Here is a 13189-nt window from a genome sequence, read left to right as displayed (position 1 = left end):
AATGGTCGAGACGCTGGTCGGACGGGCGGATTTCGAGAAGGAAATCAAGAAAAGCCGTTTTCTAGCAATGGCTCTTCCGGTCGAGACCGAAGAGGCTGCTATGGCCTTTATCCGCGACGTCTCCTACCCCGACGCTACCCACAATTGCTGGGCGTGGAAGATCGGCTCGCGCTATCGCAGCGATGACGCAGGCGAGCCGGGCGGCACGGCAGGACGCCCCATTTTGCAAGTGATCGAGGCGCAAGGACTGGACAAGGTTGTCGTGGTCGTCACGCGCTGGTTCGGCGGCGTCAAACTTGGCGCGGGAGGGCTGGTCCGGGCCTATGGCGGAACGGCGGCGGAGTGTCTACGGCTGGCGGAACGTGTCGAGGTGATCGAACGCACCCGGCTGAAATTCCACTGCTCGTTCAGCGATCTTGCTCTCGTCGGTTCACGCCTGCCCGCTCTGGATGCTGTCGTCGAAAGCGAGGAGTTCGATGCGACGGGCGCTGCCTATGTTGTGGCTGTGCCGGTTCAGCAGGTTGAGGATGTCACCCACCGGCTGGCCGACATGACCAGCGGACGGATCATGGCGACAGAGAAAGAGGACTAACGGACTGGTCGCTTACCAGCCCATTCCCGGCCCCCACCAACCCGGACCATAGCCATAGCCCGGACCACCTCCCCAAGGTCCCCACATTCCCCAATTCCATGAGGAATCTTCGTAAGATTCGGCGGTCATACGGTTTTCGTCCGCCAGATACTGCGCCTGTTGATTGGCGCGGTATGTCGCATAAGCCTGCTGTGAGCCGACATAAAGGCAGTCGCACACAGTCGGGTCAGCATAGACATAAGTGACGAGATCACCCTTGTCCCGCCGCAGAAAACGGTGAGCTGGGAGACGAGTCAGCATCGCCGCCCGCTCAGGCGTGTTGGCCGGTTTCAGAATAAACCCTGCCGCAGCCAAATGGTCTTCCTTCTGGGTGATTTCCTGTTGGGCGGACATGCAGCCAGAGACAGCGAGGACAGGCAGGAACAGCCAGTAACGCGATCGTTTCAAGGTTTCCTCCTTTGCAGGCTCAGATTTCTTCCAGTGCTACCATCAAGGAAACCAGAAAGCGTTTGTAAAAAATTTTAATGCCGTCACAGGCTCGTCAGAAATGCGCTTCCGGCCCTGCGGGCCGCGTCAGCAGACAAGTCATGACGGTTTCCAGATCAGCCCGGCCTTCAACAAGATCAGTGACAGAATCAATGATCGGCACCGAGACACCTTTCCGACGCGCAAGCGCAGCGAGCGCCCCGGCAGTCGCAACCCCTTCAGCCACGCCTCCGCCGAGCGCTGCGGAAGTTTCTTCCAGCGTGCTTCCCTGCCCCAGCGCCAGCCCGACCCGATAATTGCGGGACGATCCTCCGGTGCAGGTCAGCAGCAGATCCCCCACACCAGCCAACCCTGCCATCGTAACCGCCTGTCCACCCAGCGCTTCTGCCAGACGGCTGATTTCGGCTAACCCACGGGTCACAAGCGCCGCACGGGCGTTTTCACCAAGTCCGGCCCCGATAGTGGCGCCCGCCGCAATGGCGATGACGTTCTTGGCCGCTCCGCCAAGCTGAACCCCGGCAATATCCGTGCTGTCATAAAGCCTGAAACGCGGCGTTCCGAGCAGATCGGCCAAAGAACGGGCCAGTCCCGGCTGTGCGGCGGCGATCACGGCGGCAGCGGGAAGACCGTCCGCTACTTCGTGTGCGAAGTTCGGCCCTGAGAGGATCGCACCGTTCAGATCGGGACGAGTGTCTTTCAGAATATCGAGTGGGAAACGGAGGCTGTCCGGCTCCACACCCTTGCAGCACAGAACGACCGGCGCTGTCGTTTGCACATCCTTCAGGATGGCAGCGAAATACTTCATCGGAACAACGGACAGGACCATATCCGCATCCATCACCAGACTGTCTGTCACGGTAATGGATTCAGGGAGCGGATGGTCCGCAAGACGGGGCATGGCGCCATTCGGCAACCTTGTCGCCGGATTGCGCGCCCACAACTGTACCATAGCCCCGGCGCGTGCCGCCTGCAGCGCCAGCGCGATGCCCCATGATCCTGCCCCGATGACTGCAATCCGCTTCATTCCGGCACAATCCACTCCACCAGGGATTCCGTGTTTCCATCCCCGAGATACTTGCACAGCGTGGAGAGAATGGCAGCGCCTTCCTCATCAAATTTGAAGGGAGGATTGGCGATCAGCAGACCACAGCCGTTCAACAGTCCGGGATCGAGCGGCGGGCGAATGCTCAGTTCCAGATTCAGCAGATTTCTGTGCCCGGCATCCTGCAACGCATGGAAAAACGCTCTCGGCGGAGAACGATGTTTGATTGGATACCAGACCGCCACAATGCCTGTCGGGAAACGCTGGCGCGCTGTCGTCACAGCCTTGACGAGATCAGTGAACTCGGACCGCTCCTCGAAAGGCGGATCAATCAGCACCAGCCCCCGTTTGGCGGTCTTGGGCGGCAACAGGGCCGTCACGGCTTCATACGCATCGCGGTGATGCACTGAGACCGCAGGGTTATTGTGGAACAGACGTCGCAACGCCCGCTGGTCTTCCGGATGCAGTTCACAGCAGACCAGTGAATCGCCGGGGCGTAGCGCACGCAGGACAATCTCCGGCGAACCGGGATAGACCATCTTCCCGGCATATTCCTTCATCACCTGCCGCACGAGTGCGAGCCAGTCTTTCAGTGGTTCGAGGTCCGGTGTGTCGGAGGGCAGGTCAAGCAGACGACCAATTCCTTCCCGCCACTCTCCTGTTGCTTCCGCCTGTGGGCTGGAAAGATCATACAGGCCGATCCCCGCATGGGTATCGAGGACGGAAAACAGCGTATTCTTGCGACTGAGAGCACGCAGCAGGGTTGTCAGCAGCGCGTGTTTCATACAGTCGGCAAAGTTGCCTGCGTGGTAGACGTGGCGGTAGTTCATCCCGACGCTATAGCAGTCGATGACCTACGCTGAAACACGCCCTGCACAGTTCATTGACGTATCAGATCGCCACACAGAAACCGGCATGGAACGCTCTACGCAAGACTGCCTGTGGCTTAAATCCCACAACAATAGTTCTCTTGTGGATACAGTTTTATAAATTGTTGTCACAAGAGAACGTTTTCTGGTTTTCTGATCACCAGATTTCATCTCACAAAAAGCGGTTCTTCTTACCGTCTCGAAAAATATACAGCTCTCATAAGCATTTATTATAGCGGCGACATACACTGTCTCCCTCTCCCATAACGGTCACGTCCAGACACAATGGCGTTGCAATCATGCAACATTAAATTATACATTTTACGATAGTTAAATGTAGTTTGTTGCTTTTTGATCTATACGCATATCGAATAGGCGAAATCACCTGCGGAATATCTGTCATGACTTTTGACCTGAAACGACCCTATGGATTTTTGCATTTCAATTTCAAAACCATGGGATTGCTTGCCAGCACGTTCATCCTGACAGACGCAGCCTCAACTCAGGCGAATGCAGCGCCCTCCGCTTCGTCCTCAACGGTCACAACCAAAACGACAAAACGGAAACCGTCCGCCACTCATCCTCTCGCAAGCAACAGGCAGTCTGCGGCTCTCTCAGCGCCGTCACAGAAAGCCCCAATCACCGCAGTAAAGGCAGCTGACAGCGGTGAGACGGTCATCGTGACCGGCACACGTGAGACGGGAAAAAAGGCCCGCGACAGTGTCTCGCCCATCGATATTGTCACCTCCCGACAGCTTGCCGAAACCGGCATGCCGGATCTGAGAGAGGCCCTCACCCAGCTTGTGCCGTCTCTGACCATGCCGACGGGTGGGTTCGACAGCGGCGCACTGACGGACTCCTTCAGTCTTCGCGGTTTGAGTCCCAACGAAACGCTCGTGCTCGTTGACGGAAAACGCCGCCACACCACAGCCAATATTTATGCTGACCCCGGCCCTCAACAGGGTGCGACACCCGTCGATATCGACATGATCCCGATGGCCGCCATCGATCATGTTGAAATTCTGCGAGACGGTGCCTCGGCCCAGTATGGTTCTGATGCCGTCGCAGGTGTGGTCAACATCATTCTGAAGAAAACCGATCACGGTTTTCACGCCCGCTCCATATCGGGGATCACAGCCTCCGGTGACGGGTTCCAGCAGGGCATTTACCTTGATGGCGGCGCGCAACTCGGATCACGCGGTTATGTGCATGTCAGTGGCGATTTCCTGCATCAGGATCATACCTATCGGAGCGCCGATGACCTGCGCACGCAGTCCAAGATCAACAAACTTCTTGGCCAACCCGAACAGACCCGCGAAAGCGTCTCCATCACCGCTGGCTACCACCTGACCGACTTCATCGAAGCCTATGCCGTCGCCACATACGCGCATCGTCATGCCGAGAGTTACCAGAACTACCGGACAGCCTCCTCTCTGGCGAAATATCCTGCTTATGCAGCGATTTATCCCAACGGCTACTCACCGCTGGAAACACTTGAAGAAAATGACTGGGAAGTTACAGCGGGCCTGAAAGGTGACGTCGATCACTGGCACTGGGATCTCTCGTCCGTCTATGGCCGTGACTACAACGATATCGGGCTGAAAAACTCGGCCAACTACTCTCTGGCAGCAGCCACGGGACAGACGCCGACTGCTTTTATGGTACAGGGCTACAACAACGAGATGTGGAGCAATACGTTCGATCTGAGCAAGTCTTTTCACATTGACGGCTGGCCCCACGCTATCAACGTGGCAGGCGGCGCAACCTATCGCTATGAAAGTTACGCCATCGGCACCGGATCAGTCGCTTCAACTTACGGCTCCGGGTCGGACGCCCTCTCCGGCACCACCTACCAGAATGCAGGCCATTTCAGCCGTGATGTCGTCGGTGGTTATATCGACGTGGCTACGCATCTGGCCAAAAATCTGCAACTCGATCTGGCGGGCCGTTACGAGCATTATACGGATGTCTCCGACACCGAGACCGGCAAGGCGGCGCTCCGTTACGACCCACTCCCCTGGCTTGGTTTCCGTGGCACCATTTCGAACGGTTTCCACGCCCCGACGCTTGCTCAGGAATATTACAGCTCCGTCGCGCTCTCTCCGACAGCCGCACGCGGCATCATCGGTGCGAACTCACCGGGCGCTCTGGCAAATGGAGCCACATCCCTCAAGCCGGAGCGTTCAACCAGCGCGACGGGTGGCATCATCATTGAACCCGTCAAGAAACTTCACATCACAGCGGACGTCTATCAGATCAATCTGCGTGACCAGATCCTGCCGGGCGGGAACGTCTATGGTGATCAGGCCATTTCCGCGCTCAACGCCAACGGCTTCCAGTTACCCTCCGAAGCCGCAAGCTGGAGTTCAGCCTCCCTTTCCACCCACTGGTTTGCCAACGTCGCCAGCACGCGCACGCAGGGCCTCGACATCACGGCCACCTATCCGACCAGTCTGGGCGATTACGGCCGTATTGACTGGGATGTCGGCATCAACCTCAACCGCACGCGCCTGACCCATCAGGGCACCGATGCACAGGGGAATAACCTCCTGACAGCGCAGTCCATCGCCTACATCACCACAGGCTATCCACGCAGCAAGATGATCTGGGGAGGTCGGTATAACAGTGGTGACGGCAAGCTGACTATCGGTCTCCATGAAATCCGCTGGGGCCAGACGACGTCGGAACTGACCTATTACACAGGGGCTACGAACTCCAGCGCGCTTTCGAGCACGGATTTTCTGCCCTTCCGAAACTCGCCGAAATTCGTGACAAATCTCGAAGTGACCTATCACGTCATGCCGAAGCTCTCGTTCACAATTGGCGGCAACAATCTCTTCGACAAACGCCCAAGCCGCGTGCCTGACGGCAATCGCTATCTCGGTGTGCCGCAATATTACATGAGCACATCACAGCTTGGCATGAATGGCGGCTTTTATTATCTGCGCGCTGATCTGTCGCTCTGAAGACGCATGTCACACAGGAAAACAGCCTGTGTGACATGTATTTAGGAAAATGCTTCAGTAGCTCAGCGTAAATCCACCGTAACCGGCGCGTCCCTGCTGTAGATAACCGACCGGGTTCTCGAACTGACGGTTCAGCAGATTATCAGCCCGGGCAAAGACCGACAGGAAACGGTTGATCTGGTAGTTCGCCGCTACGTCAATGGTGAAATATCCATGCCCCTTGGCACATATCTCGCAATAGCTGCCACTCGCCGCGTAGACCGGATAATCGCGCCAGCCGCTGACATAGAGAATATTGCCGGACAGGGTGAGATCCTTGATCGGCTTCCATGTCGTGTTGAAGTTGAACTTATGCTGCGGGCGACGCTGGAGCGGCTGGTCATCCGTCGCGTCGCGTGCGTGCGTCCAGGTGTAGTTGAGATTGAATTCGAGATTGTCCAGAGCTTTCCAGTTCAGGAATGCTTCGACACCGAACATGCGGGCGCGATCCACGTTCGCATAGGAATATGTCGTGCTGTAATTGGAATAGGTCATTGAGGACTGGATCAGGTTACGCACATGGTTTTCATACCAGGTCGCGCCAAAATGCACTCGATCATGTGCCAGCTTCTGCTCAACAGTCACATCGTAACCGATCAGACGTTCAGCCCTCAGCTTCTGATTTCCCTGATAGTTGTAATAGCTGCCGTTCAACTTTCCAAAAAGCTGATAGAGCGATGGGCCGTGGAAACCGCTACCCGCACTCGCCTTGATGACAGTCCCGGTGCCGGGAATGTGGATGGCGGGCGCCACACGCCATGTCACATAATGCCCGTAGCGCGAGTTTGAATCATAACGGACGTTGGCCGCACCGTAGAGGATCTGATTCCAGTTGCCCTGATACTGACCGTAGCCTGCTGTTGTATCCATGTTGGCGCGGGCACTGTAAGGCGCATCATTCGTTCCCGTGCTGTCGCTCTGGTTGCTGTAATAAGTCTCGTGGAAATGTTCAGCTCCCACAAGCAGTGAGCCGTATTTCTTGAGATCCAGCGTGCCGTGCCAGTCAATCTTCAGACGGGATGAACGATAGTAGTTCGGGTCATAGAGACGTGCACCTCCATCTTCACCCGTGCCGGTATAGGCAAAATTCCGCCAGTTGGTCATGTAACCAAGCCCGATCACCTGATCGAACAATCCCCCCCATGAGCGCAGATGCGCCGTGCCACGGACAATCGCCTCATTCTGGATTGTCCGCTCACGTTCATGCTGGGCGTCGCCATAGGCTTCATCCATCATATCGTAAGAACCATACGAACGGTAATTGCTCTGCATGAGACGCGATGTGAGACCGAGATCGAAATTATCCGTCACATCATAGTCCATACGGACATTCGCGCTACGGTTATCGTAGGTATTTCCGCGTTCGCGCTGCTCTTTCGTCACGTTCGAAAAGCTGCTGATATAACGTTCGATATACCGCGGGATCGCGTGGAAACCGACCTGTCTGTAGTGCGACAGTTCGAAATTATAGTGGAAGCGATCAAGGCTCCCACGGGCGCCAAAAGCCTGATTGAACGTGCCGTAGGAGCCACCTTCCACGCGCACGAAAGGCTTGATGCGCCCCTGCCCTTTCGCCGTAGTCATGTCGATCACGCCCGCCATGGCGTCCGCGCCATAAAGACCACTCTGCGGACCGCGCAGAATCTCGATCCGTCCCATCCCGTCCGCCATGAACTGTGCCGGATCAAACGCGCCGGACGCGCTGCTGCCGTCATTCACGTCCATTCCGTCGAGGCGAACCTTCACCTCGTTGGAATTGGTGCCGCGCATGTAGATGGCTGTCGTGCCGCCCATGCCTCCGGTACGGACCACATTCAGGCCCGGTTGCCGTGCGAGCGTATCTGACAGGGTGCGCCGTTGCTGGGTCTGAATCTGCTGCTCGGTAATGATGGTCATGGCCGTGCCGATTTCATCCGCCTTGATCGGTCGACGGGCGGCGCTCACAGTAATGGTTTCAGGCCAGGTATCGGTGTGTTCAGAGAGGATGGCGCGGACTGTCGGGACGTCAGCATTCCGGACGACTGGAGGGACAGCGGTTTTCTTCGTGTTTACAACGGTCTCAGCAGCTTGCGCTGTTGCCGTGACCAGAAGCGTGGAAAAAAACGAGGCACCGGTTAACAGGAGGGCGCGAAAGGGCATTGTGGTTGGCTCGTGGTTGTCTGCGTTGCCACGAGCAAAAGGTCGTCCACGCTTTCACGTAGCCTTGCCAACCTGTCAGATCACCCCGTCCGACACGTCTCGTCCGCAACATCCGGTATGATGGCAGGTCTCCTGACTTGCGGCTGTGACAAGGATGACACTCCCTTCCCGGAGACAAACCCTCCAGTGGGCCGGCGTGAACGCCGGATGGACATCCTGACCGCTTACAGTTGCGGGGGCAGTCCGGGCATAGGTGAATGAACCACCGCACCCGGTTCCCTTTTCATCCCGTGGACGTGACCTGCACGCACCATATGGGAACCATCATGGGGACGTGGTTTACAGGCCGTTTACGACGAGTCAATCACGGCTGTGAGATCGGGACACAGACTGTGGCACACACGTCACAGTTCTGGATGCCGTCAGACGCTCAGATTGGCGCGGGCCGCGTCCATGAGCCGACGCATTTCCTGCACCACGGCTGGTAGACCATCAAAAATTGCCTGTCCAATCAGGAAATGTCCGATATTCAGCTCAACGATTTCCGGAATGGCCGCCACCGGCGCGACATTGCCGAAGCTGAGACCGTGTCCCGCATGCACTTCCAGCTCCAGACCCGCCGCCTGCCTCGCCGCAGCTTTTAGTCGAGCCAGTTCTCCGTCCTTCCCGTGCGCATAAGCACCAGTATGCAATTCAACCACGGCAGCACCCACGGCGGCGGAAGCCGCAATCTGCTCCGGATCGGGATCGACAAACAGGGAAACCCGAATGCCGCTTTCCCGAAGTTTTCTGATCATCGGAGAAAGAGTTTCCATCTGACCAGCGACATCCAGACCGCCCTCAGTGGTCACTTCCTCCCGACGTTCCGGCACGATACAGCAGGCATTCGGTTTCAGTTTGCAGGCAAGCGCCACCATTTCTTCCGTCGCCGCCATTTCCATGTTCAGCGGCGCACGCAGGGTATTGCTGAGGCGGATCAGATCCTCATCACGAATATGCCGCCTGTCTTCCCGCAGATGCGCGGTAATCCCGTCCGCACCCGCTTTCACGGCGAGCAGAGCAGCTTCGACCGGGTCAGGATGCGTGCCCCCACGCGCATTGCGAATGGTGGCGACATGATCGATATTCACACCAAGGCGCTGACGCTGGGTCATGAGGGCAATCCTTCTTTGTGGTTCAGACGATTTTCAGACAGAACACTGGCGAGACGCAGCGCCGCGACAAGACTGGTCGCTTCGGCAATCTCTTTCCCTGCAATATCGAACGCCGTGCCATGATCCGGCGACGTGCGGACAATGGGGAGCCCGAGCGTGACATTCACCCCATGCGCCATATCGAGCGTCTTGATGGGGATCAGCGCCTGATCGTGATACATGCAGAGAGCAGCGTCATATTTCTGCCGGGCGCTTTCAGTGAACATCGTGTCGGGCGGCATCGGTCCCGTAACATCAATGCCTTTCGCACGAAGACGTTCGATTGCCGGGATAATCATGTCGATCTCTTCCCGTCCCATCATCCCGTCCTCCCCGGCATGAGGGTTCAATCCCGCAACAGCAAGACGCGGCCGGTCAAAACCAAAATCCTGTTTCAGGGCAAGGGCAGTCGTCAGGCCGGTCTCGACAATCATGTCTTCACTCAGCGTATCGAGCGCTTCCCGCAGAGAAACATGGATTGTCACCGGCACCACACGCAGCATGGGGCTGGCCAACATCATGACTTCACGGCCCGGAACGTGGCAGAGCTCGGCAAGAAATTCCGTGTGACCGGGATGAGGAAAGCCGCCACGCCGCAGCACGGCCTTGCTGATGGGGTTGGTGATAACGCCGCCTGCCACACCCGCTTTCGCCAGTCCAACAGCGCGGGCAATGCTGTCGATCACCGTCTGGGCGTTGGCTGAATCAGGCACGCCAGCTCGGACCGGAGCGGACAGACTGAGTGGGAGAACCGGAAGAGCATTGCTGAAAACAGATGCCGCCTGCTCAATGGTTTCTATCTCTTTCACAGGCAGTGAAGCAGGCAGACATGCCGGATCACCAAGCCATGCGAAAACTGTCCCCCCCTCCCGCAAGGCTCGCCAGGCCCCGGCAGTGATCTCGGGGCCGATACCGGCGGGATCGCCCATTGTCAGAGCGAGAGGCAGGCGGGTCATTGTGCGAGCGCCATCAGAACGCGCACCCATGAACGGGTGCCTTTGTGAAAAGATGTCAGGCTGTATTTCTCGTTCGGGGAATGGATGCGGTCGTCATCCAGACCAAAGCCGATCAGAAGCGTATCAAGACCAAGCGCTTCCTTGACTTCACCAACAACGGGGATCGACCCACCGCAACCGATGACAGTGGCCTGCGTCCCCCATTCCTCGGTGAGCGCAGTCAATGCGCTGGCAAGTTGCAGCATGTCAGAGGGCACGACACTGGCGCGGGAACCTCCGTGCGGCTTGAATTCGACCGTGCAGTCAGACGGCACTCGCGCCCTGACGTGTGCACGGAAACTGGCACGAATGGCTTCGGGATCCTGCTCGCCCACAAGGCGAAAGGAAATCTTGGCCATCGCACGGGCAGGCAGAACAGTCTTGAAACCATCCTCCTCATAGCCTCCGGAAATCCCGTTGATTTCACAGCTAGGCCGGCACCATGTCTGTTCCAGCGCGGAATATCCCTGCTCGCCCGCTGGCCAACGGAGCCCGACAGCGCCGAGACTGTCTTCATCTGTCGGACCGATCTCGCGCCATTGCTCGCGCACGCTGTCCGGAAGCTCCGGCACACCATCGTAAAAACCGTTCAGCGTAATCCGGCCTGTCGCGCCGTCGCGCAAGGCAGAGATGATGTCGCAGAGCACCTGAATCGGGTTGCGGGCGGCGTTTCCGAACATGCCCGAATGAAGGTCACGATCCGCAGCAATGATCGTGACTTCCTCACCGACCATGCCGCGCAACATCGTGGTGATGGCGGGTGTTTTTGCGTCCAGCATGCCGGTGTCGCAGATCAGGGCAAGATCGGCCTTCAGTTCTTCGCTGTGCGCCTTGAGGAAAGGCAGAAGGTTTTCACCTCCCGACTCTTCCTCGCCTTCAATCACAATCGTCACCCCGACGGGCAATTCCCCATTGCTTTCAATCAGGGCACGGCAGGCTTCGACAAAGGTCATCACTTGTCCCTTGTCATCTGCGGCTCCACGAGCGCGAATTTCTTTTGTCCCATCGGGATTGGTCACAAGCTGCGGATCGAAAGGATCACTCTTCCAGAGCGAGACCGGATCGACCGGCTGCACATCGTAATGTCCGTAAAACAAAACGTGCGGCGCGCCTGCTGGCCCTTCGCGGCGCGCCACGACAATAGGGTGACCGGGTGTTTCATGGATGGTGGTGGCAAAGCCCAACGAAGACAGCTCTGCTTTCAGCCACTCGGCTGCGGCACGGCAGTCTTTCGCGTGAGACGTCTGCGTCGAGATGCTCGGAATACGCAGGAGCGCGAAAAGACGCGTCAGCCCTGCTTCCAGATTGTCATCGACCTTTTGCAGAGCGTCCATCGGTGCGGGCATTGAGTGCTTCCTGTCTGATCCGCCTCTTCTCACTGAGGCTGAAGCATCATGACACTGGAAACAGTCTTATGGAATGTCTGCGTAATTTTTCGACGTGTGGGGAGAGGTTTCTCTCTGCTGGCGGTGAGCACTTCCAGAAAGCGGAAATCTTACAGCGACAGTTTTGGCTCAGAATATGAGATGAGGTGCCCAAACTGTTGATCAAAGTTCGAAAGAACAGCGGCCTCATTCGTATCCTCCAATGAACGGACGAAGACGACGGGCCGCTGTATTGTGTTTATTTACTCGAGGCGCTTTTCAGCTTCAGTATCCAGAGCTGTGCGATATCATGCGCCGCACTATCTCCTTCAACCGTCTGGAAAGTCGCGATGGCGTTAGCTGTCTGACCAGCGTCCATCTGGGCTTCACCCAGTCTCAGCCGAGCCATACCAACGTCAGCCACACCTTTTTCGATCGCCTGTTTCATAAGGGACAGTCCCTTATCGGCCTGACCGAACGAGACGTAATTATAACCCACGAACAGAAGCTGATCGCCAGTCTTCGCCTTCGCGGCAGTCGCTTCGTCCGTTGCAAGCGACGCCTGCTTCTTGTCCGCTGCCGCGCTGATGAAGTTACGCAGCTTTACCTGACGGTCGGCACCGGCACCCTGCCCCAGGACACCAAGCGTGTAACCCTGCGACATGATGTCCAGTCCCACGCGGGGCAGTCCCATCTGGGTGGCGATTTCAGCAGCATCGATAAAATCAGACGGCTGTTTCAGGTTACCGGCAGCCAGACGGATCCGATACACATCCAGCTGAAGCGCCGGAGGCAATTTGTTGTTGGTGACAAGGCTATGCAGCAGCTGTTCCCAGTAATCCGGCTTCGGATAATAGGTGGCCAGCAGCGTATAGGTGTGCATCTGCCCTGCCGTATCCTTGAGTTGGGTCTGGCAGGACGCCAGCATCAGCAGCTCATTCTCGGACGGCAGTTTCTTCGCCTTCAGCGTCTCGTCGACCAGCTTTTTCTGCACACGGGCCGCGTTGGCGTAATCTTTCTGAAGATAATAAGCCTGAATGAGATATTTCTCGATATCCGCATTCGGGCCGATCTCTTTCAGATACCGTTCAAACCCGGCAGCCGCAGCCGGATAATCCTTGGCTGTATAGGCCACGGTCGCTTCGGCCTGAAGCAGCTGCGCCTTGGTATCACGGGGCGTTCTCGAAGAAGCAATCAGCTTGTCGTAGGACGACGTCATCACCGCCCGGTCACCCGACTGCGCCGCAATGGCGCCACGCATCTGCTCGATCACATAAGAGTCATAATCACTCTTGCCCGAAACGCTGTCGGCAGTCGTCACATCCTGCATGGCCTGAGTGTAATTATGGGCGGAAAGAGAATTTCCTGCTGCCTCAAGGGATTTGGCGACAGCCGGATTGAGATTGTCCTCGGCATGACCGATCGAAACAGCCGTAAAACAGAGAGGCGCAAGACAAAGGGCACGAATTGCGAATGGCAGACGAATAAACCGCAATGTCATGAC

General features: G+C 57.2%; 10 protein-coding genes and 1 riboswitch. Of the genes, 2 read left to right on the top strand and 8 right to left on the bottom strand.

Going from position 1 to position 13189, the window contains the following annotated elements; translation table 11 throughout:
* Position 1 precedes the first annotated feature (1 nt).
* Complete coding sequence (locus tag EMQ_RS16065; RefSeq protein WP_010667390.1) at positions 2–592, top strand: IMPACT family protein; 591 nt, start codon at positions 2–4, stop codon at positions 590–592.
* Positions 593–604: 12 nt separating this feature from the next.
* Here the strand turns inward: EMQ_RS16065 and EMQ_RS16060 are convergent, their stop codons facing one another.
* The 3 genes from EMQ_RS16060 to EMQ_RS16050 all read right to left on the bottom strand — a co-directional run bounded on the left by EMQ_RS16060 (position 605) and on the right by EMQ_RS16050 (position 2950).
* Positions 605–1039 (bottom strand): hypothetical protein, encoded by a 435-nt coding sequence (locus EMQ_RS16060; RefSeq protein ID WP_018307699.1) that lies wholly within the window; start codon positions 1037–1039, stop codon positions 605–607.
* Between the two features lie 94 nt (positions 1040–1133).
* Positions 1134–2102 (bottom strand): NAD(P)H-dependent glycerol-3-phosphate dehydrogenase, encoded by a 969-nt coding sequence (locus tag EMQ_RS16055; RefSeq protein ID WP_010668789.1) that lies wholly within the window; start codon positions 2100–2102, stop codon positions 1134–1136.
* Positions 2099–2950 carry a 23S rRNA (adenine(2030)-N(6))-methyltransferase RlmJ gene (locus tag EMQ_RS16050; protein ID WP_026199952.1) on the bottom strand — a complete coding sequence of 284 codons (852 nt, stop codon included), beginning with the start codon at positions 2948–2950 and terminating at the stop codon, positions 2099–2101. Before EMQ_RS16050 ends, EMQ_RS16055 begins: the two co-directional genes overlap by 4 nt.
* Positions 2951–3390: 440 nt before the next feature.
* On the opposite strand from EMQ_RS16050, the gene EMQ_RS16045 reads away from it, so the two are divergent.
* Positions 3391–5955, top strand: a complete 2565-nt coding sequence (locus EMQ_RS16045) for a TonB-dependent receptor plug domain-containing protein (protein ID WP_010666337.1) — start codon at positions 3391–3393, stop codon at positions 5953–5955.
* A gap of 54 nt (positions 5956–6009) precedes the next feature.
* On the opposite strand, the gene EMQ_RS16040 is transcribed toward EMQ_RS16045, so the two are convergent.
* The 5 genes from EMQ_RS16040 to EMQ_RS16020 all read right to left on the bottom strand — a co-directional run bounded on the left by EMQ_RS16040 (position 6010) and on the right by EMQ_RS16020 (position 13186).
* Positions 6010–8133, bottom strand: a complete 2124-nt coding sequence (locus EMQ_RS16040) for a TonB-dependent receptor plug domain-containing protein (protein WP_010666336.1) — start codon at positions 8131–8133, stop codon at positions 6010–6012.
* A 105-nt stretch (positions 8134–8238) separates the two neighbouring features.
* Positions 8239–8474, bottom strand: a riboswitch (cobalamin riboswitch).
* An 81-nt stretch (positions 8475–8555) separates the two neighbouring features.
* Complete coding sequence (locus EMQ_RS16035; protein WP_010666335.1) at positions 8556–9287, bottom strand: pyridoxine 5'-phosphate synthase; 732 nt, start codon at positions 9285–9287, stop codon at positions 8556–8558.
* Positions 9284–10312, bottom strand: coding sequence for a 4-hydroxythreonine-4-phosphate dehydrogenase PdxA (gene pdxA, locus EMQ_RS16030; RefSeq protein WP_010666334.1), 1029 nt, complete (start codon positions 10310–10312; stop codon positions 9284–9286). The genes EMQ_RS16035 and pdxA overlap by 4 nt, the downstream gene beginning before the upstream one ends.
* Positions 10279–11667 (bottom strand): dipeptidase, encoded by a 1389-nt coding sequence (locus tag EMQ_RS16025; RefSeq protein ID WP_010666333.1) that lies wholly within the window; start codon positions 11665–11667, stop codon positions 10279–10281. Before EMQ_RS16025 ends, pdxA begins: the two co-directional genes overlap by 34 nt.
* Positions 11668–11944: 277 nt before the next feature.
* On the bottom strand, positions 11945–13186 hold the full coding sequence (locus tag EMQ_RS16020) for a tetratricopeptide repeat protein (protein ID WP_010666332.1): 1242 nt from the start codon (positions 13184–13186) through the stop codon (positions 11945–11947).
* Between the last annotated feature and the right edge of the window lie 3 nt (positions 13187–13189).

The organism is Acetobacter aceti NBRC 14818, assembly GCF_000193495.2.
In the GTDB taxonomy this organism is placed as follows: domain Bacteria; phylum Pseudomonadota; class Alphaproteobacteria; order Acetobacterales; family Acetobacteraceae; genus Acetobacter; species Acetobacter aceti.
The sequence above is the reverse complement of the archived record's forward strand: the minus strand, read 5'-3'. Positions and strand labels throughout refer to the sequence as shown.